The sequence below is a fragment of the Serratia sp. X10 genome (genome assembly GCF_017811775.1).
GTDB classification, from domain to species: Bacteria; Pseudomonadota; Gammaproteobacteria; order Enterobacterales; family Enterobacteriaceae; genus Serratia; species Serratia ureilytica.
Window position 1 is genome coordinate 15,913 of sequence record NZ_JAEIOH010000007.1, and the last position, 26,968, is coordinate 42,880.

General features: G+C 60.8%; 23 protein-coding genes. 15 read left to right on the forward strand and 8 right to left on the reverse strand.

Annotated elements, in window-relative coordinates; genetic code table 11:
• Nucleotides 1–4: 4 nt before the first annotated feature.
• The 5 genes from accB to J9788_RS19790 form a co-directional block, all read right to left on the reverse strand.
• On the reverse strand, nt 5–472 hold the full coding sequence (gene accB, locus J9788_RS19770) for an acetyl-CoA carboxylase biotin carboxyl carrier protein (protein WP_046897215.1): 468 nt from the start codon (nt 470–472) through the stop codon (nt 5–7).
• Between the two features lie 32 nt (nt 473–504).
• On the reverse strand, nt 505–957 hold the full coding sequence (gene aroQ, locus J9788_RS19775; protein ID WP_046897216.1) for a type II 3-dehydroquinate dehydratase: 453 nt from the start codon (nt 955–957) through the stop codon (nt 505–507).
• 287 nt (nt 958–1,244) lie between these two features.
• Nucleotides 1,245–1,844, reverse strand: a complete 600-nt coding sequence (gene msrQ / locus J9788_RS19780; protein ID WP_046897217.1) for a protein-methionine-sulfoxide reductase heme-binding subunit MsrQ — start codon at nt 1,842–1,844, stop codon at nt 1,245–1,247.
• Complete coding sequence (gene msrP / locus J9788_RS19785; RefSeq protein ID WP_046897218.1) at nt 1,845–2,846, reverse strand: protein-methionine-sulfoxide reductase catalytic subunit MsrP; 1,002 nt, start codon at nt 2,844–2,846, stop codon at nt 1,845–1,847. It lies immediately after the preceding gene.
• Between the two features lie 156 nt (nt 2,847–3,002).
• A complete protein-coding gene (locus tag J9788_RS19790; RefSeq protein ID WP_033644448.1) occupies nt 3,003–3,980 on the reverse strand; it encodes an MDR family oxidoreductase in 978 nt (325 codons plus the stop codon).
• A 204-nt stretch (nt 3,981–4,184) separates the two neighbouring features.
• Between J9788_RS19790 and csrD the strand changes: the two genes are divergently transcribed.
• From csrD to J9788_RS19840, 10 genes are all read left to right on the forward strand, one after another.
• The gene (gene csrD, locus J9788_RS19795) at nt 4,185–6,119 is read left to right on the forward strand and encodes an RNase E specificity factor CsrD (protein WP_182265474.1); all 1,935 of its coding nucleotides are present in this window, start codon (nt 4,185–4,187) and stop codon (nt 6,117–6,119) included.
• 412 nt (nt 6,120–6,531) lie between these two features.
• The gene (gene mreB / locus J9788_RS19800) at nt 6,532–7,575 is read left to right on the forward strand and encodes a rod shape-determining protein MreB (protein WP_003855260.1); all 1,044 of its coding nucleotides are present in this window, start codon (nt 6,532–6,534) and stop codon (nt 7,573–7,575) included.
• 94 nt (nt 7,576–7,669) lie between these two features.
• Nucleotides 7,670–8,695 carry a rod shape-determining protein MreC gene (mreC, locus tag J9788_RS19805; protein ID WP_033644451.1) on the forward strand — a complete coding sequence of 342 codons (1,026 nt, stop codon included), beginning with the start codon at nt 7,670–7,672 and terminating at the stop codon, nt 8,693–8,695.
• Nucleotides 8,692–9,180, forward strand: a complete 489-nt coding sequence (gene mreD, locus J9788_RS19810; protein WP_004936918.1) for a rod shape-determining protein MreD — start codon at nt 8,692–8,694, stop codon at nt 9,178–9,180. Before mreC ends, mreD begins: the two co-directional genes overlap by 4 nt.
• A 10-nt stretch (nt 9,181–9,190) precedes the next feature.
• Nucleotides 9,191–9,775 (forward strand): nucleoside triphosphate pyrophosphatase, encoded by a 585-nt coding sequence (locus J9788_RS19815; protein ID WP_033644452.1) that lies wholly within the window; start codon nt 9,191–9,193, stop codon nt 9,773–9,775.
• 38 nt (nt 9,776–9,813) lie between these two features.
• Nucleotides 9,814–11,283, forward strand: a complete 1,470-nt coding sequence (rng, locus tag J9788_RS19820; protein ID WP_019453170.1) for a ribonuclease G — start codon at nt 9,814–9,816, stop codon at nt 11,281–11,283.
• Between the two features lie 88 nt (nt 11,284–11,371).
• Complete coding sequence (gene yhdP / locus J9788_RS19825; protein WP_182265473.1) at nt 11,372–15,172, forward strand: AsmA2 domain-containing protein YhdP; 3,801 nt, start codon at nt 11,372–11,374, stop codon at nt 15,170–15,172.
• Nucleotides 15,169–16,029 carry a deaminated glutathione amidase gene (gene nit1, locus J9788_RS19830; RefSeq protein WP_182265472.1) on the forward strand — a complete coding sequence of 287 codons (861 nt, stop codon included), beginning with the start codon at nt 15,169–15,171 and terminating at the stop codon, nt 16,027–16,029. The genes yhdP and nit1 overlap by 4 nt, the downstream gene beginning before the upstream one ends.
• Before the next feature lie 7 nt (nt 16,030–16,036).
• Nucleotides 16,037–17,482 (forward strand): metalloprotease TldD, encoded by a 1,446-nt coding sequence (tldD, locus tag J9788_RS19835; protein WP_046897224.1) that lies wholly within the window; start codon nt 16,037–16,039, stop codon nt 17,480–17,482.
• 151 nt (nt 17,483–17,633) lie between these two features.
• Complete coding sequence (locus tag J9788_RS19840; protein WP_182265492.1) at nt 17,634–18,398, forward strand: CDP-diacylglycerol diphosphatase; 765 nt, start codon at nt 17,634–17,636, stop codon at nt 18,396–18,398.
• A 60-nt stretch (nt 18,399–18,458) separates the two neighbouring features.
• On the opposite strand, the gene J9788_RS19845 is transcribed toward J9788_RS19840, so the two are convergent.
• A complete protein-coding gene (locus tag J9788_RS19845; RefSeq protein WP_182265471.1) occupies nt 18,459–20,141 on the reverse strand; it encodes a PglL family O-oligosaccharyltransferase in 1,683 nt (560 codons plus the stop codon).
• Nucleotides 20,142–20,832: 691 nt separating this feature from the next.
• Entirely contained in the window at nt 20,833–21,774 is a 942-nt protein-coding gene (locus J9788_RS19850; RefSeq protein ID WP_046897226.1) for a nucleoside hydrolase, read from the reverse strand.
• Between the two features lie 207 nt (nt 21,775–21,981).
• Here J9788_RS19850 and J9788_RS19855 point away from each other — a divergent pair, with 207 nt between their 5' ends.
• Nucleotides 21,982–22,257 (forward strand): zinc ribbon domain-containing protein, encoded by a 276-nt coding sequence (locus J9788_RS19855; RefSeq protein ID WP_182265470.1) that lies wholly within the window; start codon nt 21,982–21,984, stop codon nt 22,255–22,257.
• Nucleotides 22,254–22,598, forward strand: a complete 345-nt coding sequence (locus J9788_RS19860) for a hypothetical protein (RefSeq protein WP_182265469.1) — start codon at nt 22,254–22,256, stop codon at nt 22,596–22,598. The genes J9788_RS19855 and J9788_RS19860 overlap by 4 nt, the downstream gene beginning before the upstream one ends.
• On the opposite strand, the gene aaeR is transcribed toward J9788_RS19860, so the two are convergent.
• Nucleotides 22,589–23,500 (reverse strand): HTH-type transcriptional activator AaeR, encoded by a 912-nt coding sequence (gene aaeR, locus J9788_RS19865; protein WP_004936950.1) that lies wholly within the window; start codon nt 23,498–23,500, stop codon nt 22,589–22,591. The two genes, J9788_RS19860 and aaeR, sit on opposite strands and share 10 nt — an antisense overlap.
• Before the next feature lie 314 nt (nt 23,501–23,814).
• Between aaeR and aaeX the strand changes: the two genes are divergently transcribed.
• Genes aaeX through aaeB form a run of 3 tightly spaced genes read left to right on the forward strand, consistent with a single transcriptional unit; the run spans nt 23,815 to nt 26,928 of the window.
• On the forward strand, nt 23,815–24,018 hold the full coding sequence (gene aaeX, locus J9788_RS19870; RefSeq protein ID WP_004936952.1) for a p-hydroxybenzoic acid efflux pump operon protein AaeX: 204 nt from the start codon (nt 23,815–23,817) through the stop codon (nt 24,016–24,018).
• A gap of 7 nt (nt 24,019–24,025) precedes the next feature.
• Nucleotides 24,026–24,961, forward strand: a complete 936-nt coding sequence (gene aaeA / locus J9788_RS19875) for a p-hydroxybenzoic acid efflux pump subunit AaeA (protein ID WP_033644462.1) — start codon at nt 24,026–24,028, stop codon at nt 24,959–24,961.
• Entirely contained in the window at nt 24,961–26,928 is a 1,968-nt protein-coding gene (gene aaeB, locus J9788_RS19880) for a p-hydroxybenzoic acid efflux pump subunit AaeB (RefSeq protein WP_033644464.1), read from the forward strand. Before aaeA ends, aaeB begins: the two co-directional genes overlap by 1 nt.
• Nucleotides 26,929–26,968: the final 40 nt, after the last annotated feature.

The window sequence follows — 26,968 nt, forward strand, 5'->3', positions numbered from 1 at the left end:
CTCGTTATTCGATGACGACCAGCGGCTCGTCATATTCGACCGGCTGGCCGTTTTCCACCAGGATGGCTTTCACGACGCCGGACTTGTCCGCTTCGATCTGGTTCATCATTTTCATGGCTTCAACGATGCACAGGGTATCGCCGGCGTTCACTTTCTGGCCCACTTCCACGAAGGCTTTCGCGTCCGGGCTTGGGGTGCGGTAGAAAGTGCCTACCATTGGAGAACGAACGACGTGGCCACTCACGGCCGCCGGTGCTGCAGGGGTTTCTGCCGCAGGCGCGGTGGCAACGGCGCTAGCCAGGGCTGGCTGCTGCTGTGCCGGCATCGCGTAGGCCTGCTGCATGACGGGATAAGCCTGCGCCGGTGCGGCACGGCTGATGCGAACCGATTCTTCGCCTTCAGAGATTTCCAGTTCAGAAATGCCTGATTCTTCAACCAGTTCGATCAGTTTCTTGATTTTACGAATATCCATGAGTGTGATTCCGTACTCTTTTTGTGGAGCAATTAGTGGGTTTTCGACAGACGGTTAACCGCTGCCTGTAAAGCGAAAGCGTAGCCATCCGCGCCGAGGCCGCAAATCACGCCTACCGCTACGTCTGAGAGATAAGAGTGATGGCGGAAAGGTTCGCGGGCGTGCACGTTGGACAGGTGGATCTCGATGAACGGGATCTGCACCGCCAGCAACGCATCGCGCAACGCCACGCTGGTATGCGTGAACGCCGCCGGATTTATCAGAATGAAATCGGTATTGCCGCGCGCCTGATGGATGCGATCGATCAGCTGATGCTCGGCGTTGGACTGCAGATGGCTCAGGCTAATATCCAATGCGGATGCCTGGTTTTCCAATCCGTTAACAATCTCTGTCAGCGTCGTGCTGCCGTACTTCTCCGGCTCACGCGTCCCCAGCAGATTGAGATTGGGGCCGTTCAGAAGCAAAATGTGAAACTTATCCGCCATTGTGCTGGTATCTCCGGCAATAAAACCATCATCGTAGAAAATAACCCGATGTTACCGATTTGTCACCTGTTAAGGGGCAAATTCACCCTGAGAACAGAAACAAGGTCGGGCATTATAACGATATCGTAGCAATTCGCAGCTAAATACTGGTCTTATCAGCGAAGATATTCAACCCCAAATCGACGAACTCGGGGAGCCGTGACAGGAATATGAGCGCTGGAACACAAAAAAAGTTCCCGTCGGCGGCGCGTGTTTTTCATCGGCAATCCCGCGCGCCGCCGCGCGATTCAGCGCCACCAGGCGCGGAATTTCTTGTAACGCAGGCCCAACAGCGCCACCGCCAACAGCGCGTAAATGAACGGCTGGGGTGAAAACGTTTTGACCGACCACAGATAGTGAATGGGCGCGAGGATCGCCGCCAGATAGACGAAGTTGTGCAACATTTGCCATTTGGCGCCCAGTTTGCGCATCGCCCACAGCGTCGAGGTGGCCGCCAGCGCCAGCAGGATCAGCCAGGTGAGGATGCCGAGCGTCAGATACGGGCGGTTCACCAGCTCGCTGCCCAGCAGGCCGAGATTGCTCAGCCCCAGTTCCAGCGTGGAGTAGCTTATCAGGTGCAACGTGCCCCAGGCAAAGCACCACAGCCCGACCAGGCGGCGGCAGCGGATCAGCAGCGGTTGCCGGGCATATCGCGCCAGCGGGGCGATAGCCAGCGTGGCCAGCAGCAGTTTCAGCGTCATCCTGCCGGTAAAATGCTGTATGTCCTTGGACGGATCGGCGCTGAACCAACCCTGGTCCACCGCCAACACCAGCCAGAGAAAGGGCAAAAACGCCGCCAGATGCAGGGCGGCTTTCAGCCATTTGATATGAACAGGTGTCAGGCGCACTTAGAAATTCTCCCGCAGGTCCATGCCGCGATACAGTGACGCCACCTGATCGGCATAGCCGTTAAACAGCAGCGTCGGTTGGCGTTTGACATCGAGAATGCCGCCGGCACCGATGAAGCGTTCGGTAGCCTGCGACCAGCGCGGATGATCGACGTGCGGATTCACGTTGGCGTAAAAACCGTACTCGTTCGGCGCAGATTGGTTCCAGGTGGTCGGCGGCTGATCGCGCACCAAACGGATATGTACGATCGACTTGATGCCTTTGAAGCCGTATTTCCACGGCGTAATCAACCGCAGCGGCGCGCCGTTTTGCGGCGGCAGGGTTTTGCCGTACACGCCGACGGTCAGCAGCGCCAGCGGATGCATCGCCTCGTCCAGCCGCAGCCCTTCGACGTAGGGATATTTCAGGCCGCCGCCGATAAAGCGATCTTTCTGGCCGGGCATCTGTTCCGGATCGTACAGCGTCTGGAAGGCCACGTAGCGCGCGTTGCCGTTCGGTTCGGCCAGCTTGATCAGTTTGCCCAACTCGAAACCGATCCACGGCACCACCATCGACCAGGCCTCGACGCAGCGCATGCGATAAATGCGCTGCTCCAGCGGGAAACGCTTCATCAGATCGTCGATATCCAGCGTTATCGGCTTCGCCACTTCGCCGTCGATGCGCACTTTCCAGCCTTCGGTTTTCAGCCCGCCGGCGTTGGCGGCCGGATCGGCCTTGTCGAGGCCGAACTCATAGAAGTTGTTGTAGCCGGTGACCTTGTCTTCCGGCGTCATCGCCAGCTGCGCCTGCCAGGCGGCCGGTTTGCTGAATTCCAGCGCTTTGCCCGGCGGCGCCTTGGGACGATCGTTGCCTTTGAACCACGACAGCAGGTCCGCCTGCGCGCCGGTAGGCAGCGCCAGCGTGGCGGCGGTGATGCCGAGCGCCTGCAGCACTTTGCGCCGCTGGTGGAATACGCTCTCCGGCGTGACGTCGGCCTCGGTCAATTTGGGATGTTTGTTCATGCTGATGTTCTCCGCGACTGATGCCCGCCGCTCGCGAGCGGTTAACGGGGCTCCATGAAATAAGCATGGCGCTAAAGCCGGCCGGAAGCGAGGGGACACGGGAAAATATGAAATTTCGCAGACGCCGGTGAGCCCCCCGTCGCCGGGGGGAGTCCGTCAGCGGATTTTCACCAGAGTGCGGCCGGTGATTTGGTTGTTCAGCAGCGCGGCGGCGGTGGCCGGCGCCTGTTCGAGGGTGATTTCGTGCGTGGCCTGCTGATAGAAACTGTCCGGCAGAATGCCGGCCAGCCGTTCCCAGGCGGTTTGGCGGCGATGCAGCGGCGTATGCACCGAATCCACCCCTTGCAGGCGCACATTGCGCAGAATGAACGGCATCACGGTGGTCGGCAACTGATAGCCGCCGGCCAGACCGCAGGCGGCGACGGTGCCGTTATAGTTCATCTGCGCCAGCACCCGGGCCAGCAGTTTGTCGCCGACGGTGTCCACCGCGCCGGCCCACAGCTGTTTCTCCAGCGGACGCGGCGTGTCGATATAGCCATCGCGCGACATCACCTCTTTGGCGCCGAGCGCTTTCAGGTAGTCGGTATTGCTGTCGCGGCCGCTGATGGCGGTCACCCGGTACCCCAGCGCCGCCAGCAGGGCGATGGCGGTGCTGCCCACGCCGCCGCTGGCGCCGGTAACCAGGATATCGCCGTCGTCCGGGTGTACCCCGCCTTCCTCCAGCGCCATCACGCACAGCATGGCGGTAAAGCCGGCGGTGCCGATGATCATCGCCTTGCGCTCATCCAGGCCGTTCGGCAGCGGCACCAGCCACTCGCCGGAGACGCGGGCCTGCTCGGCCAGGCCGCCCCAGTGGTGTTCACCCACGCCCCAGCCGGTGAGCACCACGCTTTGCCCCTCTTTGAAGCGAGCGTCACCGCTGTGGCGCACGGTGCCGGCGAAGTCGATGCCAGGCACCATCGGGAAATGACGCACGATCTTGCCTTTCCCGGTGATCGCCAGCGCATCCTTGTAGTTCAGGCTGGACCAGTTGATGTCGACGGTAACATCGCCTTCCGGCAACCGATCGCTGCCGATATCTTTGATATGAGCCAGAGTTTGGTCGTCTTGTTGTTCCAATAACAGTGCACGCATGTCACTCTTCCTCTCGTTTACACTTTTCTATCAATGGCTGAATCACATTTATTTGACTATATGCATAATAAGCGGCCCAAGTCCTGATAAAGGACAAAAACGGCGCTTGCAGGTTTAATTCCTCAGCAAGGCTTGTTAGGGTTGGACGGCCCCTTTTAGCTAAAGGGTGAACACTCACTTAACCATAGCGGACAAGGCACAGGGATGCGATTTACCACCAAACTCTCTGCATTGATCACTCTGTTGGTCGCGCTGGCGATGTTTTTGATGCTGATGGGATGCTCATACAGCTTCTTTTACGTTACCCAGGATCGCCAGGAGCGTCGCTTTGATTCGCTGGTTACGTCTCTCGATCAAGCTATGTTGCGCGAGTCGCCGCGCGATCAGGAGAAATGGTTGCCGATTGTCATGCGCACACTCGGCATCGTGTCAGTCCGCGTAGAGGCCGGCGCCAGCAAGCTCCTCGACTATAAATTACCGACGGCGAAAAAAGAGCCCTGGGATGCGCTGAACGGCTATCGTCAGGTCTCGCGGCCGCTGTTGCAGCACCCGGGCAGTACGCTGCAAATCACCTACCTCGATCCCTTCGCCAGCGATGTGCGCACGTTGCAATCTACGGCCGCCGTCACGCTGTCGATCGTCGTCATGGTGGTGATTTTGCTGTTCAGCCTGCGCTGGCTGCGTGAACAGGCCGACGGCGAGGATCGTCTGGAACGCCGCGCGCGGCGCATTCTAAACGGCGAGCGTGAAAACGTCATGCAGGGCGACGTGCGCGAATGGCCGGCCAACGTCAGCGGGGCGCTCGACCGCCTGCTGGCCGATCTGGCGGAAGCCCGGGAGGAGCGCAGCCGGGTCGATACGCTGATCCGCGCCTTCGCGGCGCAGGACGCCAAAACCGGGCTGAACAATCGCCTGTTCTTCGATAACCAATTGACCACTCAGCTGGAAGAGGAAGGCTCTCACGGCATCGTGATGATGGTGCGGTTGCCCGATTTCGAGACCCTGCGCGAGACGCACGGCAGCGTGGCGGTGCAGGAGCTGATGTATTCGCTGGTCAATCTGCTGTCTACCTTCGTGATGCGCTATCCGTCGGCGCTGCTGGCGCGCTATTTTCACAGCGATTTTACCGTCTTGCTGCCGCATCGCACGCTGAAGGAGGCCGACGGCATCGCCTCACAGCTGGTCAACGCCATCGATGCCTTGCCTTCCACGGCGATGATCGACCGTGAGGCCTTCCTGCACATCGGCATCGTGGCGTACCGCAGCGGTCAGACCACGGAGCAGGTGATCGATTACGCGGAGCAGGCGACGCGGCACGCCACGCTGCAGGGCGAAAACGGTTGGTACGTGTACGACAGCCAGGTGCCGGAAAAGGGGCGCGGCAGCGTCAAGTGGCGCACGCTGCTGGAACAGGTGCTGGCGCGCGGCGGCCCGCGGCTGTATCAGAAACCGGCGGTGACCGTGGAAGGCGAGGTGCACCACCGCGAGATCATGAGCCGAATTTATGACGGTGCCCAGGAATTGCTGCCGGCGGAATATATGCCGCTGGTGGAGCAATTGGGGTTGGCGGAGAGTTACGATCGCCAACAGGTGAGCCGCATCATCCCGTTGCTGGCTCAGTGGCCTGAAGAAACGCTGGCGTTCCCGCTGTGCGTGGACTCGATTTTGCAGCGTTCGTTCCAGCGCTGGCTGCGCGATACGCTGTTGCAGTGCGAAAAAAGTCAGCGTCGACGCATTCTGATTGAACTTGCGGAGGCAGATGTGTGTCAACATATCGACCGTTTGCGTCCGGTGCTGAGGTTGCTGTCAGGGCTGGGTTGCCGCCTGGCGGTGTCCAAAGCGGGGTTAACCGTGGTCAGTACGTCCTATATCAAGTCGTTGCAGGTGGAGATCGTCAAGCTCCACCCGGGGTTGGTGCGGAGTATCGATAAGCGGGACGAAAACCAGCTGTTCGTGCAGAGCCTGACCGGCGCCTGCGCGGGCACGCGCGCTCAGGTGTTCGCTGCCAGCGTACGCACGCGCAACGAATGGCAGACGTTGAAAGAGCGTGGGATCCATGGCGGGCAGGGCGACTTTTTCGCGTCGCCGGAACCGATCGACGTGGGGCGTAAAAAATATTCACGTCGTTATCGTGTTTAAGCTGATTGACGGACAAAAATTGACGTAGAATGAGGACCGGATCCATCTGGGCCTCGTTACCGTCTTTTTGGAGTTTTTTCCAAACTGCCTGCGACAACAACGCCTATTTGAGATAGGCTCTTGTCTGCCTTTATCTGGTTGACGTTGGTAGGTGCTTACCACCGGCGGCAATCAGGGAATATGTTAGATTTTATGAGCTGTGTTACGCCGTTTCGTGCGTTGACAGGGTGGTAAACTGAGCCTTTGTTCAGGGAATTCAGGCCTCATCCAATTTCCGTGCATTCGAGCAGAAACAATACAGACTATTTTTCACCGAAGTAGAACGTTTTTGCGCCTTGTCGCTGCTTCGTGTGGTTGGTAAAGTAGGCGGATTTTATTTTCCGCCCCCAGCTTGCAGGATTATCCTTTCGTTATGTTTAAGAAATTTCGTGGCATGTTTTCCAACGACTTGTCCATCGACTTGGGTACCGCCAATACCCTGATTTATGTTAAAGGGCAAGGCATCGTACTGAATGAACCTTCGGTGGTTGCCATTCGCCAGGATCGTGCCGGCTCCCCAAAGAGCGTAGCGGCCGTCGGTCATGACGCCAAACAGATGCTGGGCCGCACCCCCGGCAACATCGCGGCTATTCGCCCGATGAAAGACGGCGTGATCGCCGACTTCTTCGTGACCGAAAAAATGCTGCAGCACTTTATCAAACAGGTTCACAGCAACAGCTTTATGCGCCCAAGTCCGCGCGTGCTGGTCTGTGTGCCGGTCGGCGCAACCCAGGTTGAACGCCGCGCTATCCGCGAGTCCGCCCAAGGGGCCGGCGCGCGTGAAGTGTTCCTGATTGAAGAGCCGATGGCGGCGGCGATCGGTGCAGGCTTGCCGGTTTCCGAAGCGACCGGCTCCATGGTGGTGGATATCGGTGGCGGTACCACTGAAGTGGCGGTGATCTCGCTGAACGGCGTGGTGTACTCCTCTTCCGTGCGCATCGGCGGTGACCGTTTCGATGAAGCCATCATCAATTATGTGCGCCGCAACTATGGCTCGCTGATCGGCGAAGCCACCGCAGAGCGCATCAAGCACGAAATCGGTTCTGCCTATCCGGGCGACGAAGTGCGCGAAATCGAAGTGCGCGGCCGTAACCTGGCTGAAGGCGTACCGCGCGGCTTTACCCTGAACTCCAATGAAATCCTCGAAGCCCTGCAAGAGCCGCTGACCGGCATCGTCAGCGCGGTGATGGTTGCGCTGGAGCAGTGCCCGCCAGAATTGGCCTCCGACATTTCCGAACGCGGCATGGTCTTGACCGGCGGCGGCGCGTTGCTGCGCAACCTCGATCGCCTGCTGATGGAAGAAACCGGCATCCCAGTCGTGGTGGCGGAAGATCCGCTGACCTGCGTGGCGCGCGGCGGCGGCAAGGCGTTGGAAATGATCGACATGCACGGCGGCGATTTGTTCAGCGAAGAATAGTCAGCCCCTGGAAGGAGGAATCGTATCGGATGAATGCGCACAGCGAAAATCGGGTACGGTTCCTCTTTCTGTTGTCGAGGAACTCGCATAATTTATGAAGCCGATTTTTAGCAGGGGGCCTTCCCTGCAACTGCGACTTTTTTTGGCGGTGATCGCGGCCATTGGCCTGATCGTTGCCGACAGCCGGCTCGGCACGTTCGTGAAGATACGTAACTACATGGACACCGCAGTCAGCCCTTTCTATTTTCTGGCCAACGGGCCGCGTAAAGTTTTGGACAGCGTGTCGGAAACGCTGGCCACCCGCCAACAGCTGGAGCTGGAAAACCGCGCTCTGCGGCAGGAACTGCTGCTGAAAAACAGCGATATTCTTCTTCTTGGCCAATTCAAGCAGGAAAACGCCCGCTTGCGCGAGCTGCTGGGTTCCCCGCTGCGCCAGGACGAACACAAGATGGTCACCCAGGTGATCTCCACCGGTTCCGATCCGTACAGCGATCAGGTCGTTATCGACAAAGGGTCGGACAACGGCGTCTATGAAGGCCAGCCGGTGATCAGTGACAAGGGCGTGGTTGGCCAGGTCGTGGCGGTGGCGAAGGTGACCAGCCGCGTGCTGCTGATCTGCGATGCCTCGCACGCGTTGCCGATTCAGGTGCTGCGCAACGATATTCGGGTGATCGCCGCAGGCAGCGGCTGCGCCGACGATCTGCAGTTGGAACACCTGCCGAACAATACCGATATCCGCGTTGGCGACGTGCTGGTCACCTCCGGCCTCGGCGGCCGTTTCCCGGAAGGGTATCCGGTGGCGGTCGTCTCTTCGGTCAAGGTCGACAATCAACGCGCTTACACCGTGATTCAGGCGCGGCCGACCGCCGGTCTGCAGCGCTTGCGCTACCTGCTGCTGCTGTGGGGGGCCGATCGCAACGGCGACATGCCGTTGCCGCCGGACGAAGTGCACCGCGTGGCCAATGAACGCCTGATGCAGATGATGCCGCAGGTGCTGCCGCCTGCCGGTTCGGTCGGGCCGCAGCTACCGGCGCCGGCCACCGGCGTGGCGCCGCAAACCGTCGCTCCGGCGTCTGCCCAGCCTCCAGCTCAGCCTGCCGCGGCGGGAGTGGTGCAATGAACAGTTACCGCAGCCACGGGCGCTGGATCATCTGGCTGTCGTTCCTGGTGGCGTTGGTGCTGCAAATCATGCCGTGGCCGGAACAGATCTACATGTTCCGGCCTTCGTGGCTGGTGCTGATCCTCATTTACTGGGTGATGGCCTTGCCGCACCGCGTCAACGTCGGCACCGGTTTCGTGCTGGGGTTGATCATGGATCTGATCCTCGGCTCCACGCTGGGCGTGCGCGCGCTGGCGCTGGGCATCATCGCCTACCTGGTGGCGTTCAAATTCCAACTGTTCCGCAATATGGCGCTGTGGCAACAGGCGCTGATCGTCGTGCTGCTGTCGCTGTCGATGGACGTGGTGGTGTTCTGGGCTGAGTTTTTAGTGATCAACGTCTCTTTCCGCCCAGAGGTGTTCTGGAGTAGTGTGGTAAACGGCATTTTGTGGCCGTGGTTATTCCTGTTGATGCGCAAAATCCGCCGTCAGTTCGCCGTACAGTAAGGGTATCTCAATGACTTCGCTTTATCTGGCCTCCGGCTCCCCACGTCGACGTGAACTGCTGACCCTGCTGGGCGTATCGTTCGACATCCTGTTGACGCATACCGAAGAGCAGCGCCGGGAAGGCGAAGCCGCCGAAGCCTATGTGCGCCGCCTGGCGCAGGACAAGGCCAAAGCGGGCGTGGCGCTGGCGCAAGAAGATCGGCCGGTGCTGGGCGCCGACACCATCGTGGTGCTCAACGGCCGGGTGCTGGAGAAGCCGCGCGACGAAGCCCATGCGGCACAGATGCTGGCGGCCCTGTCGGGCAAACAGCATCAGGTGATGACGGCGGTGGCGATCGCCGATCGCCAAGACGTGCGTTGCCAGCTGGTGGTGACCGACGTGACGTTCCGCAGCCTGTCGCAACAGGATATCCGCGACTATATTGCTACGGGTGAACCGATGGATAAAGCGGGCGCCTACGGCATTCAAGGAAAGGGTGGTTGTTTCGTCAGAACGATAACCGGGAGTTATCACGCGGTGGTCGGTCTGCCACTGGTCGAAACACATGAGCTGCTCAGTAATTTTGTCGCATTACGTGATGTAAGAACCGGTTGATGGGCGCTGCCATTATCGACCGGCTCTGAGGAGAAGGCATGACAGCTGAGCTACTGGTTAATATCACACCGTCTGAAACGCGGGTCGCCTATATCGATGGCGGCATTCTGCAAGAGATTCATATCGAACGCGAATCCAAACGCGGCATCGTCGGCAATATCTATAAAGGGCGCGTCAGCCGCGTCCTGCCGGGGATGCAGGCGGCGTTCGTCGACATCGGCCTGGACAAGGCCGCCTTCCTGCACGCCTCCGACATCATGCCGCATACCGAATGCGTCGCCGGCGACGAGCGGAAAAACTTCCACGTGCGCGATATCGCCGAGCTGGTGCGCCAGGGGCAAGACCTGATGGTGCAGGTGGTGAAAGATCCGCTCGGCACCAAGGGCGCGCGTCTGACCACCGACATTACGCTGCCTTCGCGCTATCTGGTCTTCATGCCGGGCGCGGCGCACGTCGGCGTGTCGCAGCGCATTGAAAGCGAAGCCGAGCGCGAACGCCTGAAGTCCATCGTTGCGCCGCACTGCGACGAGCTGGGCGGTTTTATCATCCGCACCGCGGCGGAAGGCATCGGCGAGGAGGAGCTGGCGCAGGACGCGGCGTTCCTCAAACGCCTGTGGACCAAGGTGATGGAGCGCAAGAAGCGCAACCAGACCAAATACAAGCTGTACGGCGAGCTGGCGCTGGCGCAGCGCATCCTGCGTGACTTCGCCGGCGCGGCGCTGGATCGCATCCGCGTCGATTCGCGGTTGACGCACGATCTGCTGGTGGAGTTTACCGGCGAGTATATCCCGGACATCACCCGCAAGCTGGAGCTGTACACCGGCAGCCAACCAATTTTCGATCTGTACGATGTGGAAAACGAGATCCAGCGCGCGCTGGAGCGCAAGGTAGAGCTGAAGTCCGGCGGCTATCTGATCATCGATCAGACCGAGGCGATGACCACCGTTGACATCAACACCGGCGCCTTCGTCGGCCACCGCAACCTCGATGAAACCATCTTCAATACCAACATCGAGGCGACGCAGGCCATTGCCCGCCAGCTGCGGCTGCGCAACCTGGGCGGCATCATCATTATCGACTTCATCGATATGAACAACGAAGAGCATCGCCGCCGGGTGCTGCACTCGCTGGAGCAGGCGTTGAGTAAAGATCGGGTAAAAACCACGATCAACGGCTTCTCTCAGCTAGGCTTAGTTGAAATGACGCGTAAACGAACGCGTGAAAGCATTGAACATGTGCTCTGTCACGATTGTCCTACTTGCAATGGGCGCGGCACCGTGAAAACGGTGGAAACCGTGTGCTACGAGATCCTGCGCGAAATTGTGCGCGTGCATCACGCCTACGATTCCGATCGCTTCCTGGTGTACGCTTCCGCGGCGGTCGGCGAAGCGCTGAAGAGCGAAGAGTCGCACGCGCTGGCCGAAGTGGAGATCTTCGTCGGCAAACAGGTGAAAGTGCAGATCGAACCGTTGTACAGCCAGGAGCAGTTCGACGTCGTCATGATGTAGCCCGCCCGACATCGGTAGGGGCCCGGCACGCCGGGCCCGTCAGTGCATAGATATTCCCGTTGCCAGGCAGCGGAGCAAGGAGAACTGCGTGAGGCGACTGCCTGGGATTCTGTTAGCAACAGGCGCCACCCTAATTGTGATTGTGGCGCTGCTGATCAGCGGGCTGCGCCTGATGCTGCCGAAGCTGAACGACTACCGCCCCCAACTGCTGGCGCAGGTGGAGAAGCTGTCCGGCGTGCCTGTGCGAATGGATTTCGTGCAGGGCAGCTGGGAAACGTTCGGCCCGCAGCTTGAAATGCGCAACCTGAGCGCTACGCTGCCCAAAAGCGATGTGCATATCGAGCGCGTGACGCTGGCGCTGGACGTGTGGCAGTCGCTGCTGCACTGGCGCTGGCAGTTCCGCGATCTGACCTTCTACCAATTCCGCCTCGATTTGAACGCCACGCTGGGCGGCGACCAGCAGGGCGAAGGCCTTGAGCCGGGCAAAATCAGCGATTTGATGCTGCGCCAGCTCGATCATTTCGATCTGCGCGACAGCCGTATCTCGTTCCTGACGCCCGCCGGCGCGCGCGCCGAATTTGACATTCCCCAGCTGACCTGGCTCAACGGCCGCGATCGTCACCGCGCCGAGGGGCAGATCAGTCTGTCTACGCTGAACGGCCAACACGGCGTGGTGCAGCTGCGCATGGACCTGCGCGATAATCAGGGTCTGCTGGATACCGGCACGGTCTACCTGCAGGCCGATAACATCGACATGAAACCCTGGTTTACCCGCTGGCTGCGCGCCAACACCGGGCTGGAAAGCGCCGACTTCAGCCTGGCGGCCTGGCTGCAGGTGCAGAACGGCCAGATCGCCGGCGGCAATGCGTTGCTCAAGCAGGGGGCGGCCAACTGGGACACCGGCGCCGCGCAGCACCGGCTGGACGTGGATAATCTGGCGCTGTCGCTGCGCCGCCAGGGCACCGGCTGGCAACTCGACGTGCCGCAACTGCGGTTGAGCACCGACGGCCAGGCCTGGCCGCAGGGCGGGTTTTCCGCGCTGTGGCTGCCGGAAAACAACGAATTCATGGGGCCGGCGCAGAATGAAGAACTGCGTGTGCGCGCGACTGATATTCAGCTGGAGCGTCTGTCGGCGCTGCTGCCGACCTTCTCCTTCCTCAGCCCGGACGTGCTCGACCGCTGGAACGATCTGCAGCCGCAGGGGCAATTGGAAGCGCTGGCGCTGGACATCCCGCTCAAGCAGCCGGAAAAGAGCCGTTTCCAGGCGCTGTGGCGCGATGTCAGCTGGCAGCGTTGGGAACTGCTGCCGGGCGTTAACCACTTCTCCGGGGCGTTGAGCGGCGGGGTGGAGAACGGCCGCCTGACGCTGGGGCTCACCGACAGCACCCTGCCTTACGGCGACATGTTCCGCGCGCCGCTTGAAGTCAGCCGCGCGCGCGGCGCGCTGACCTGGCGTTATAACGATCAAGGTTGGGAACTGGCGAGCCAGGGGCTGGACGTCAAGGCGAAGTCGCTGTGGGTCAACGGCGATTTCCGCTATCAGCAGCCGGCCAAGGGCGAGCCGTGGCTGAACATCCTGGCGGGTATCCGCCTGTATGACGGCGCCGACGCCTGGCGGTATTTCCCTGAACCGCTGATGGGCAAGCATCTGGTGGACTACCTGAGCGGCGCCATTCAGGGCGGCCAGGTGGATAACGCCACGCTGATTTATGCCGGCGATCCGCAACATTTCCCGTACCGTAAAAACGAAGGGCAGTTCGAGGTCTTCGTGCCGTTGCGCCACGCCACCTTCCAGTTCCAACCGGGCTGGCCGGCGTTGACCGATTTGGCGATCGACCTCGACTTTGCCAACGAGGGGCTGTGGATGCATGCGCCGCAAACCCGGCTGGGTAAGGTGGCGGGCAAAAATATCAGTGCGGTGATCCCGGATTACCTGAAAGAGCGGCTGCTGATTGACGCCGACGTGGCCGGCGCGGGCAGCGATGTGCATGACTACTTTATGCAGACGCCGTTGCACGATTCGCTGGGGGCGGCGCTGGAGCAGCTGCAGATCGGCGGCGATGTCAGTGGGCGCTTACATCTGGATATCCCGCTGGACGGCGAGCAGGTCAAAGCCACCGGTGAAGTGGCGCTGAACAATAATTCGTTGCTGATAAAACCGCTGGAAAGCGAGCTGCAGAAGCTCAGCGGCAAATTCCGTTTCAACAACGGCAATCTGGAGAGCGACACCCTGTCGGCCAACTGGTTCGGGCAACCGGTGGCGGTCAACTTCACTACGCAGGAAGGCGAGCGTGACTACAAGGTCAACGTGGGTCTGAAAGGAGACTGGCAGCCGGGCAAGTTCCCCGGCCTGCCGAAGGAGGCCGCCGATGCGCTCAACGGCAGCGCGCCCTGGCAGAGCCAGGTGGCCATCACGCTGCCGCACCAAGGTTCGGCCAGCTACGATATCGGTCTCGACGCGGATTTGAAGAAAGTGAGCAGTCACTTACCTTCGCCGTTGGACAAGGTGCCGGGAGAGGCGCTGCCGGTGAACGTCAAGGTCAAAGGCGGCCTGAACGGCTTCATGTTGACCGGCAGCGCGGGCAAACAGAACCGTTTCAACAGCGAATGGAACTTCGATAAAAAACAGGTGAATCTGGCGCGCGCTGCCTGGCAAACCAACGGGGGCGGGACGCCGCCGCTGCCGGCCGGCAAGTCGATGACGCTGAATCTGCCGGCGCTGGACGGTGAGCAGTGGCTGGCGCTGCTCGCGCCGGCGCTGAAACAGGGCGGCGGCAGCGGCCAGGTGGGCGGTTTCAGCTTCCCCACCACCGTGGCGCTGACCACGCCGCAGCTGCTGTTGGGCGGCCAGGCCTGGCACAAGCTGACGCTGTCGGCCGAGAAACAGCTTGGCGCTACCCTCGTGAGCGCCAAGAGCGACGAAGTGGACGGCAGCCTGCGGGTGGCCGATCGCGGGCCGTGGCGCGCCGATATCAACTACCTGTATTACAACCCGCAGTTCGCAGAGACTAAAAGCGCGGCGGGCACGCCGCCGCCGCCGGAGAAAATCAGCTTCCGCGACTGGCCTTCGCTGATGTTGCGCTGCAAGTCGTGCTGGGTGCTGGGGCAGAACCTCGGCAAGGTCGAGGCGGATCTGACTAATCGGGGCGATACTCTGACGCTGGATCACGGCCTGGTCGATACTGGCCAAGGGCGCATGACCGCCACCGGCCTGTGGAAACAAAACGCGCAGGAAGAGCGCAGCTCGCTGAAGGGCAAGCTGCTCGGCGGCAAGATTGATGAAACCGCCGCCTTCTTCGGCATCACCATTCCGCTCAAAGGGGCGCCTTACGACGTGGATTTCGATCTGTACTGGCATGGCACGCCGTGGCAGCCGCGGGTCGATACGCTGAGCGGCGCGTTGCAGGTCAAAATGGGCAAGGGCGAGATCGACAGCATGGGCGGCGGCCGCGCCGGTCAACTGCTGCGGCTGGTCAGCTTCGACGCCTTGCTGCGCAAGCTGCAGTTCGACTTTAGCGATACCTTCGGCAAAGGCTTCTACTTTGATTCCATCCGCAGTACCGCCTGGCTGAAAGATGGCATAATGCATACTGATAATCTATTGATCGACGGCTTGGCGGCGGATATTGCTATGAGCGGCCAGATCGATTTGGCGCGCCGCCGCATCGATATGGAAGCGGTGGTGGCGCCGGCGATTTCAGCGACCGTCGGCGTGGCCACGGCGTTTGTCGTTAACCCGATCGTCGGCGCGGCGGTGTTCGCCGCCTCGCAGGTGCTGGGGCCGCTGTGGAGCAAGATTTCGCTGATTCGCTACCATATCGGCGGCGATCTCGACCAGCCGAAGATCAATGAGGTACAGCGTAAGTCAAAGGAGGATAAGGCGTCATGAAGAATGCTAACGTTGCGTTGTTGCAGTTGTGCAGTGGCGATCAGGTGCGCGATAACCTGGCCCAGATTGAACAGCAGATTAAGCAGCTCAATGCCGGGGTAAAACTGGTCATGACGCCGGAGAACGCGCTGCTGTTCGCCAACTCCGCAGCCTACCGCCAACAGGCGGAAAAACAGGGCGATGGCCCGCTGCAGAATGCGGTGCGCGAACTGGCGCGCCGCTATGGCGTGTGGTTGCTGGTGGGCTCGATGCCACTCGTCAGCCGTGAGAACCCGGCGCTTATCACCACCAGCAGCCTGTTGTTCGACGAGCAGGGCGAGATCCGCGCCCGCTACGATAAGCTGCACATGTTCGATGTGGACATCAACGATGCGCACGGCCATTACCGCGAGTCGGATACCTACCAGCACGGGCAGCACCTGACGGTGGTGGATACGCCGGTCGGGCGTTTGGGCATGACCATATGCTACGATCTGCGCTTCCCCGCGCTGTTCCAGGCGCTGCGGGCACAGGGCGCCGAACTGATTTCGGTGCCGGCGGCCTTTACGCGAGTAACCGGCGAGGCGCATTGGGAAATCCTGCTGCGCGCCCGAGCGATCGAGAACCAGTGCATGATCCTGGCGCCGGCGCAGGTGGGGCGCCACGGACCGACCCGTCGCACCTGGTGCCACACGCTGGCCGTCGACGGCTGGGGCAAGGTACTGGCCGAGAACCCGGACGCCGTGGCGGCACTGAAGGTGCGCGTGGACGCCGCAAGCCTGAAAAATATTCGTGCGCAGATGCCGGTGCTGCAGCACAACCGATTCCAGACGTCGCTGACGGCGCCGTCTGACAAGTTATCCTCCAATCAAGAGTGAAACCATTATGAGTCTGACGTTTGTCAGTGAGCAGTTACTCGCTACCAACAAGCTGAGTCATCAAGACCTGTACTCGGTACTGGGTCAACTGGCAGAACGCCGTATCGACTACGCCGATCTCTATTTTCAGTCCAGCTATCACGAAGCCTGGGTGATCGAGGACGGCATCATCAAGGATGGCTCTTACAATATCGACCAGGGCGTCGGCGTGCGCGCCGTCAGCGGTGAGAAGACCGGCTTCGCCTATGCCGATCAGATCACCCTGAATGCGCTGCAGCAGAGCGCCCAGGCGGCGCGCAGCATCGTGCGCGAGCAGGGCGACGGGCGGGCGCATACCCTGGGTGAGATCGGTTATCGAGCGCTGTACCCGCTGCTCGATCCGCTGCAAAGCCTGCCGCGCGAAGAGAAAATCGCCCTGTTGCACCGCGTCGACAAGGTGGCGCGCGCCGCCGATGCGCGGGTGCAGGAAGTGAACGCCAGCATCACCGGCGTTTACGAGCAGGTGTTGGTGGCCGCCACCGACGGCACGCTGGCGGCGGACGTTCGCCCGCTGGTGCGCCTCTCCGTCAGCGTGCTGGTGGAGCAGGACGGCAAGCGTGAGCGCGGCTCCAGCGGCGGCGGCGGCCGTTTCGGTTACGACTATTTCCTGGAAACCGTCGACGGCGACGTGCGCGTCGATACCTACGCCAAAGAAGCGGTGCGCATGGCGCTGGTCAATCTTGGCGCGGTGGCGGCGCCGGCCGGCAATATGCCGGTAGTGTTGGGCGCCGGCTGGCCGGGCGTGCTGCTGCATGAGGCGGTGGGCCACGGCCTGGAAGGCGACTTCAACCGACGCGGCACCTCGGTATTCAGCGGCCATATGGGCGAGCGGGTGGCGTCTGAGCTGTGCACCGTGGTGGATGACGGCACTCTGCAAGGGCGCCGCGGCTCGCTGGCGATCGACGACGAAGGCGTGCCGGGCCAGTACAACGTGCTGATCGAAAACGGCGTGTTGAAAGGCTACATGCAGGACAAGCTCAACGCGCGACTGATGGGCGTCGCGCCGACCGGCAACGGCCGCCGCGAGTCTTACGCGCATCTGCCGATGCCGCGCATGACCAATACCTACATGCTGGCGGGTAAATCGACGCCGGAAGAGATCATCGCCAGCGTTGAGTACGGCCTGTACGCGCCGAACTTTGGCGGCGGCCAAGTGGATATCACCTCCGGCAAGTTCGTGTTTTCCACCACCGAAGCCTATCTGATCGAGAAGGGCCGCATCACTAAACCGGTGAAGGGGGCGACGCTGATCGGCTCCGGCATCGAGGCGATGCAGCAGATCTCGATGGTCGGCAACGATCTGGCGCTCGATAAAGGCGTGGGCGTGTGCGGCAAAGAAGGCCAGAGCGTGCCGGTGGGCGTCGGCCAACCGACGCTGAAACTGGACACGCTCACCGTCGGCGGCACGGCGTAATTTTTCCTCCAGGGGCCACGCGTTGGCCCCTCAATCATGCTCCATTTTGCGGCCTTTCTCGCATTCGTAACGCTAAGCGCGGCAGGACGCCGTAGCCTGCACGATATAATGGAATAAAATTGACGTGGCGAAAAAACAGAGCAATACGATGATGACGCGTCTGGCTATGCCCGCCCGGCGTTGGCTGCTGGCGCTGGGCGTCCTGTCCCTGACGGGCTGCGCCCGCTCCGATGCGCTGTGGGGCGTGGTCGATAAGCTTTGCATGGCCAATTATCAGCAAAAGCGCGATCCGGCACCCTGTGAGCAGATTTATATGCCGCAGGGGAAGGCCCTGGGCTTCAGCGTGCTGCAAAACCCGCGTTACCCCTATCATTTTATTCTGGTTCCGACGGCGCCGCTCTCCGGCATCGAAAGCCCGCAGCTGCTGGCCGGGGAACGGACGGACTATTTTGGCTATGCCTGGCTGATGCGTTACCGGCTGGCCGCCGAATATGGCGGGCCGGTGCCGGATGATATGTTGGGCATGGCGATCAACTCCGCTTACGGCCGCAGCCAAAACCAATTGCATATTCACCTGACCTGTCTGCGTGAGGACGTGCGGCGTCAATTGCAGGCGGAACGCCCCTACATACAGGAACAATGGCGGCCCTTGCCGGATAAGCTGTTGCGCCACACCTACTACGCGCGCCGCGTGATGCAGCCAACTGCGATGGGCGTTTACCCGATTAAGGATCTGGCGGATTATTTCCATCTGTCGCCGCCGCAGATGGCGGAATATGGTGTGGCGTTAGTGCCCACCACGTTTGGCGGCCAACGGGGGTTTATTTTGCTGGCCTCGAAGCGCGGCTGGGATGTCGGCAACCGCGCTTCGGTAGAATCGCTGCTGGATAAAGAGTGCGCGATTTTGCCGCGTTAATTTTGCTACATAAAATGACGCAGGTGAGAGCGGCGAGGCATCGCTCTCACCTCGTTGTCCCTACCTGAACCGCGCATCCCGCGCAAACAGAAAAGCGGCCTCCCGCAGGCGAGCATCGGCTTGTGCCTGATCCCCCTGATAGCGCAAGATCATGATCAGCGTGGCGTAGACGTTGGCGTCGATGCGGCGCTGCAGATAGGCATTGGCCCACTGCCGATAGCCGGTCAACAGGGCATCATCGCGCGTTTGGTTATAGACCAGCAGAGCGTGAGATTGCTCGTCGAAGGTTTTGCGCTCCCGGTAGATCCAGGCGGCCGGCGGCGGCATCTGCTCGATGCTGTCGATGTTGGCCAGCATAGTGCGCTCCGACTGAGTGAGCGCCATGCGCCCTTGCCAGGCGAAGGCCGCCATCACCAGCACGCCGAGCGCCGCAAGCGCCACCGGCAGGCTCAGGGCTTTGGCGAACGGCAGCGGGCGGGGCTCGCCGGTTTGGCCGTCCAGCAGCGCCAGCAGCAGCAGAAACGCCAGCCAGTGCGGCGCAGACAGATAGAAAGGGTATTCCAGCTGAGTGTGTATCAGCATCGGCAGCAGCACCAGGAACAAGCCGACGCGCGCACCGTTCGGCTGTTCTCGATCCCGTTGCCAGGCGCTTTTCAGCAGCCGTACGCCGGCGGCAAGGACGATAGCGATACCCGCCAGCGCCGTCAGGCCGCCCTCGACCCACCACAGCAGGATTTCATTGTGCGGATGCCCGGCGACTTCCAGCACTTCGCGCCAGGGCATTGTCTGCAGGCGGAAGTGCGCGAAGCTGTATTCAAAGCCGCCGTAGCCCCAGCCCAGCAGCGGCTTGGCCAGGATCATGGCGCCGACGTCGTGCAGCATGGTCAGGCGCGCGCTGTTGGAGAATTCGCGGTCGAGCAAGACGCTACTTGTCTCTAGACCAAAACTGGTGAACAGCACCGTCAGGCCGATCGCGGCGCCCAGCAGCAGCGCGCCGCCTGCCCAGCGGCTTGCGGCCGGGCGTTGGCGGGCAAAACGCCACAGCAGCAGCGTCGCCGCCAATGCGGCCCCCAACCAGGCGGCGCGCGACTGGATCAGCACCAGCAGGGTGGAGAAAGCGGCCAGCAGCGCGAGCAGCGGGATTTGCCGCCGCCGCGTCGGCGCAGAGAGGGGAGCCAGCAGCAGCCAGAGCGCCAAAGCCAGCCCGGTGGCGATAAAGCTGCCCAGCACGTTCGGCTGCTGAAAGACGCCGTAGACCCTGCTGCCGTTAGGGGATACCCAGGCCAGCGCGGGGGCGAACAGCTGTAAAGCCGCCAACAACGCCTGAATGCCGACGGCAAACAACAGGCCGAACAGCAGCAGCTCGCGCTGCCGGGCGGTGACGCGCAGCTGCAGGCAGGCGACATAGAACAACCAACCGCCGAGCAAACCGGCGCAGCGCCACAGGGCGTCTTCGCGCCATTCGGGGCGGGTATACAGCAACGGCAGCGCCAGCACGGCGATGCCGAGCAGTAACAGGCGCGCGGTGGGCGTGAGCGAAAGGCGGATGCGACCCAGGCAAACGGTAAACGTCACGATCAGCGTGGTCAGTGCCATGACGCTCCAGGCCAGAATATTTTGCGGCAGCGCCAGGCCGCCGCCGCCCATGTTGGGGTGATAGACCGGCAGGACCGCAGCCATCCAGATCAGCAGCAGGGGCAGCACGGCGATGGTTGCTGCGTTAGCGGGAGATTTATCGGCCATGGTTAACCTGCCAAGGTCTGAGAGCGTTTATTAAATGCATGTTTTGATTATTCCCTATCCTTTATCCTGGTATTGAAATGCGTGTAATGTTGAAATCGAAAATGTCTCACGGGAAATTTAAACCGTCTTTATGGTGAAGCGATAAATAATGTTTGCCCTGAGAATGCGCGAGGCTGTGTGCCCAAAGAAAAATTAAGCCGTATTTTTCACCCGCAAAGGCATTTTTGTTGTTTGCAAAAACAGACGCGCCATTTTCTCAAATCTATTGTGATTCAGTCAATTTGTAATCACATCCTTTTTTTTATTAATTAAAATCAATTGGTTGATTGTGATTCCTGCATGCGTGGATATCGTGGGGTATCCCGGTGGTGGCCCATAGTGGCAGGCAATGTGAACAATAAAAGCGGTATCTGCTTGTTTAATTGATGCCGTCAGTGGCGGCGTGACGGTGGAGATTTATTTCATCGTTTCTCATTGCTGATTTTTAAATTTAAAGTGATTTTGATGGTTTTATTTTTATTAAGATTTTTCTTTTCTTTGTCTGTTTTTTTAATCTTTATGAAATGATTAATTATTAGGATTGTTCTGCTGCATTGGAAATAAAAGAGGGTATGGCTTGAGCCTCCCGTTGCCGCGGCAGAATACGGACTAACGCGCCTGCCCAAGCGCGTTAATCTCGTCTCTTGTGCGCTTACTCCACGTCGCCGATCCGCTCCAGCGCATCCACCACCAGATGCCAGAATTTATCCTGATCCAGTTTGACCGCGACCTGGGTGTGGCAATCCGGCGGCGGCGGCGCGCGGAAGTCCGCGACCGTCATGCCTAAGGTGAGGGTGCCGGTCAGCTCTATATTTACCGGCGCTTTGCGCACCGACATGACGCTCGGATCGATCACATAGGCCACTGCGCAAGGATCGTGTACCGGCGGGGCGCTGAAGCCCTGCGCCTGCTGATACATATGGCCAAAGAATGCCAGTAGTTCGCCGACGAAGGTGGCCGGCCGGGTGCCGAGGGTGGCGATGCGTTCGCAGACTGCCGGCGTGGCCAGCGCCTGGTGGGTGAGATCCAGCCCGACCATGGTCAGCGGCCATTTTTCATTGAACACGATGTGCGCCGCCTCGGGATCGATTTTGATATTGAACTCCGCCACCGCGCTCCAGTTGCCCACATGATAGCCGCCGCCCATCAGCACCACTTCCTTGACCCGCTCGGCAATGCGCGGCTCTTTACGCACCGCCATGGCGATATTGGTCAGGCCGCCGGTCGGCACCAGCGTCACGCTGCCGGGCGGGTGGGCCATCACGGTCTCAATGATCAGGTCAACTGCGTGGCGCGAGTCCAGCTGCAGGTGGGGTTCCGGCAGCACCGGGCCATCGAGGCCGGAGTCGCCGTGAATGTCGGGCGCCACTTCGATATCGCGCACCAGCGGACGCGGGCAGCCGGCGGCGAAGGGCACGCCGGTGATGTTGGCGATGCGCGCCACCGCCAGGGCGTTGCGCGTCACTTTGTCCAGCGTTTGGTTACCTACCACGGTGGTGACCGCCAGCAGGTCGATCTGCGGATTGCCCCAGGCCAGCAGCAGGGCGATGGCGTCGTCATGCCCCGGGTCACAGTCAAGTATGATTTTTTTCATGGTTATTCCTGATGCAGGGAGAGGTGCTCGCAGCATAACGCAGCGCAGCGGCGTGGGATAATGCCGATGATGCTTTTGTTAACGGCATCAAAGCCTTGCCATTGTTACGATGTAATGAAACGTAAATCCTCATCGCCGGGCTTTACCCTGGAGTTTACTCCAGGGTTTACAGTGAGCTTCAGCGTGAATGCACAGAGGAGAGGCGAGATGAGCTTACTGAAAAGGTTGTTGGGGCAAGGCGGTATTAACGGCGGTCATCGGCGCGCGGGCCACGGCGGTGGCCACCATGGCAACCGCTATAGCCAGCATGGCGAGCAGGGGCTGCAGTGCCCGGAATGCCGGGCTGTGAATAAGCCGGGCGCGCGCTATTGCCATCGCTGCGGTCAGCCGTTTGCCGCGGTGAGCGCTACCTGCGCACAGTGCGCCGCGCCGTTGCCGCCGGGCAGCCGCTTTTGTCCGCAGTGCGGCGGCGGTGTGCCGTGAATCGGGGCGGCTGGACGGTCGCGCTGCTGCTCGGCGCCATGGCGCTGTGGACGTTGCTGGCCTGGGGCGTATCCGGCCTGCTGACCTGGCTGCCGGCGTTGGCAGAGGCGGCCGGGAACGCAACGTTGCCGGTGAACGGTGCGCTGAGCCTGGTGCCGCAGACGGTGTTGGACGCCTGGCTGCCGTGGCTGAAACAGCTGGGCAGCGGGCTGGCGAGCTATTTTCCTCTGCTGCTGGTCTGGGCGGGCTACGCCGTCTGGCTGCTGTGGGGCATCGGCATGTTGGCACTGATGCTGCTGGCCGCGCTGGCGCGCCGCTATTTAAGCGCTGCTCAGCGATAGCCCTGATAGACCGCCGCTACGCGTTCGAAATAGTCGGTTAAATAGTTGATGCACACCTGCACCTTCAGCGGCAGTTTGTCCTTCTCGGTATAGAGCGCGTAGATTGGCCGCGGATCCGAATGGTAGCTTTTGAACAGGATCTCGATCTCGCCGCGTTTGATTTCTTCGATCACCCACATCAGCGGGGCGTAGGCGATGCCGGCGCCGTTTTTCAGCCAACGGATCATGGTGGAGGAGTCGTTGGTGACGAAGCGCCCCTGCGGGGAAATGCGCGTGGTGATGCCTTCCGGCGACATCAGTTCGAATTCGCTGTCGGGCCGCACGCTGTACTCCAGCCAGGAAAAGTTGACCATGTCGCTCGGCTTCTGCGGCGTGCCGTGCTGGCTCAGGTAGCTTTTGGCGGCGCACACCACCATCGGCATCTGCCCCAGGCGGCGCGAGAACAGACTCGAGTCTTGCAGCGCGCCGGTGCGGATCACCAGATCCAGACCGTCGGTGATCAGATCCGGCGCCGGTATGCCGGTCACCAGGTTGACCGTCAGGCCCGGATACTCTTTCATCATCTCGGCGGTCATGTTCGCCAGCACGTTTTGCGCCATGGTGGACGAGCTGCCGATGCGCAGCGTGCCGGCGGGCGTATTGTTAAACGCGTACAGCTGCTCATGCACTTCGCTGACTTCCTGCAGCATGCGTCGGCAGCCCTGATAGTAAATCTTGCCGGCCTCGGTCAGGCCGATGCTGCGCGTGCTGCGGTTCAACAGCTTGACCTGCAGCTCATTTTCCAGTTTCGAGACGGTTTGGCTGATCGATGAAACGCTCATGTCGAGTTGGCGCGCGGCCGCGGTAAACGACCCGAACTCAACCACTTTGGCGAATACCGACATGCGTTTTAATCTTTCCATTATTCACTCTGGCTTAAAAGTGATTTAGATCACAGATTGTTGATGCCTTGATAGTAAGCAGGCTAATATAACGTGGTCGGGTGAATAGACCTCACCAACGTGCGAGAGCGAGCGGCGACGTCATCCTGCCGCTCCTCCGGCACCCTCGCAATCCCTGTCGTGGATGTCTGCCCCAAAGTTTAACCTTTTTTCGGGTTCGTGACCTGGACAAGCTGCCTGGTCAAGATTTGTGGCGCGCGCACGCTAAAATGTAAAGAGAATGTGAATGGCGAGACCTGTCTTTCCCCGGCGCAGTGAACAATAAGGAAAAAGTGATGAGTTTGCTTCCGGTTATGGTCATCTTCGGACTGTCGTTTCCGCCGGTGTTTTTCGAGCTGCTGGTGTCGCTGGCGCTGTTTTTTCTCTTGCGCCGCCTGCTGCAGCCGACGGGGATTTACGATTTTGTCTGGCATCCGGCGCTGTTTAATACCGCGCTGTATTGCTGCTTGTTTTATCTGATTTCGTGTCTTTTTGTTTGAGGTCGCTGTGAAAAATTTTTCGATAAAAATAACCCGAATCGCGATCACTTTGATTCTTGTGCTGCTGGGCATTGCCGCGGTATTCAAGGCCTGGGTGTTCTACACCGAGTCGCCGTGGACGCGTGACGCCAAGTTCACCGCCGACGTGGTGGCGATCGCGCCGGACGTCAGCGGCCTGCTGACCGACGTGCCGGTGGTGGACAACCAACTGGTCAAGAAAGGCCAGGTGCTGTTCGTGGTCGATCGGCCGCGTTATGAGCAGGCCTTGGCGGAAGCCGGCGCCGACGTCGCCTACTATCAGACGCTGGCGGCGGAAAAACGGCGTGAGGCCGGCCGCCGCGTGAAATTAGGCGTGCAGGCGATGTCGCAGGAAGAGATTGACCAGTCGAACAACTCGCTGCAGACCGTGCAGCACCAGTTGGCGAAGGCCATTGCGGCTCGCGAGCTGGCGCAGTTGGATCTGGAGCGCACCACGGTGCGCGCCCCGGCCGATGGCTGGATCACCAACCTCAACGTACACGCCGGTGAATACATCACCCGCGGGTCGGTTGCGGTGGCGCTGGTGAAGAAAGATTCCTTCTACATCCTGGCGTACCTGGAAGAGACCAAGCTGAACGGCCTGAATAAGGGCGATCGCGCGGAGATTACCCCGCTCGGCAGCAACCGCATCATGCATGGCACCGTCGACAGCGTGGCGGCGGCGGTGAACAACAGCAGCAGCACGGTGAACAACAAAGGGTTGGCCTCGATCGACAGCAACCTGGAGTGGGTGCGTCTGGCGCAGCGCGTGCCGGTGAAGATCCTGCTGGACGCCAAGGACCAACAGCATCCGTACCCGGCCGGCACCACCGCCACCGTGGTGATCGTCGGCAAGAACGATCGCAATGCCGACAGCGGCTCGCCTTTTGTGCGCCTGATGCACCGGCTGCGTGAGTTCGGCTAATGAGCAGCCCAACCTTTATCCGGCTGAGATTTGCCTTCAAACTCAGCTTCGCGATTGTGTTTGCGCTGTTCGTCGGCTTCCATCTCAATCTGGAAACCCCGCGCTGGTCGGCGATGACCGCCGCCATCGTCGCCGCCGGCCCGGCCTTTGCCGCCGGCGGTGAACCCTTCTCCGGCGCCATTCGTCATCGCGGCTGGCTGCGCATCATCGGCACCTTTATCGGCTGCTTCGTCGGCCTGCTCATCATCATCACCACCGCCCGCGCGCCGGTAGTGATGCTGATGCTGTGCTGCATGTGGGCCGGTTTCTGCACCTGGCTTTCTTCGCTTATCAAGGTGGAGAACTCCTACGCCTGGGGGCTGGCCGGCTATACCGCGCTGATCATCATCGTGACGGTCGCCACCAGCGAGGCCCACCTGCTGGAAGCGCCGCAGTTCGCCATCGAGCGTTGCAGCGAGATCGTGCTGGGGATCGTCAGCGCCGTGTTGGCCGATCTGCTGTTTTCGCCGCGTTCGATCAAGCAGGACATCGATCGGGCGGTGGATAAGCTGCTGGTGGATCAATACCGCCTGATGCAGATGTGCATCAGCCATGCCGACAAAGAGGACATCGACCGCGCCTGGAGCAATCTGGTGAAGAGCACCACGGCGCTGGACGGCATGCGCAACAACCTGATGATGGAATCCTCGCGCTGGCAGAAGGTCAACCGGCGGGTGAAAGCGCTGCATACCCTGTCGCTGACGCTGATCACCCAGGCCTGTGAAACCTATCTGATCTTGTTGAATCACCCGCAGGCGCTGAAAGAAAGTTTGCGGGAACAGCTGATGGTGCCGGCGGAGACCCCGCAGGAGATCCACAAACGCATGAAGCTGTTGCGTCAGGTGCTGACCACGCATCGCTCCGAGGAAACGCTGCCGACCATCACCGGCTGGGTCGGCGCGGCGACGCGCTACCTGCTGCTGTCGAAAGGCGTGCACACCAACTGCAGCATCAGCGCGGTGGAAGAGGGCGTATTGAGCAACGAAACCGTGGTCAAGCCGACCTCGGCGGAAGGGCATCACGCGATGATCAACGGCCTGCGCACCTTTGTGGCGACGGCCTTCGGCTGCCTGCTGTGGCTGTGGACCGGCTGGACGTCCGGCAGCGGTTTTATGGTGATCATCGCGGTGATCACCTCGCTGGCGATGCGCACCCCGGCGCCGCGCATGGTGGCGATGGATTTCGTGCTGGGCATGCTGGCGGCAATCCCGGTCGGTTCTCTGTTCTTCATGGTGATCCTGCCGGCGACCCAGCAGAGCATTCTGCTGTTGTGCCTCAGCCTCGGCCTGCTGGCGTTTTTCATCGGCATCGAGGTGCAGAAGCGGCGGCTCGGTTCGCTGGGGTTGTTGGCGGGGACCATCAACATTCTGGTGCTGAGCAACCCGATGGAGTTCAACGTGACCCAGTTTCTCGACGGGGCGCTGGGCCAGTTCCTCGGCAGCTGCGTTGGGCTGATGGTGCTGCTGCTGATCCGCGATAATTCGCGCGAACGCACCGGCCGCACGTTGCTCAACCAGTTCGTCAGCAGCGCGGTGTCGGCGCTGACCACCAAGGCGGCGCGCCGTCGGCAAAACCACCTGCCCGCGCTGTATCAGCAGCTTAATCAGCTGCTGATGATGTTCCCGAACGACATCGCCAAGTATCGTTTGGCGCTGAACCTGATCATCGCCCACCAGCGCATGCAGCGAGCGGAAATTCCGGCCAGCGAAGAGCTGTCGGCCTTCCACCGCCAGATCCGCAGCACCGCCGATCGGGTGGTCTCCGCCAAGAACGACGTCAAGCGCGCCTATTACTACGATCGCTTGCTGGGCGAAATGAACGAGTACCAGCAGAAGCTGGTCGACAATCAGGCGCCGCTCAGCGTCACCGGGCCGGTGAAACGCCTGGCCGACATGCTGCACCGCTATCGCCACGCCTTGATCGATTGATGCGTTCCCTCCTGTTGCGCCGCGCTGTGCGGCGCCTTCC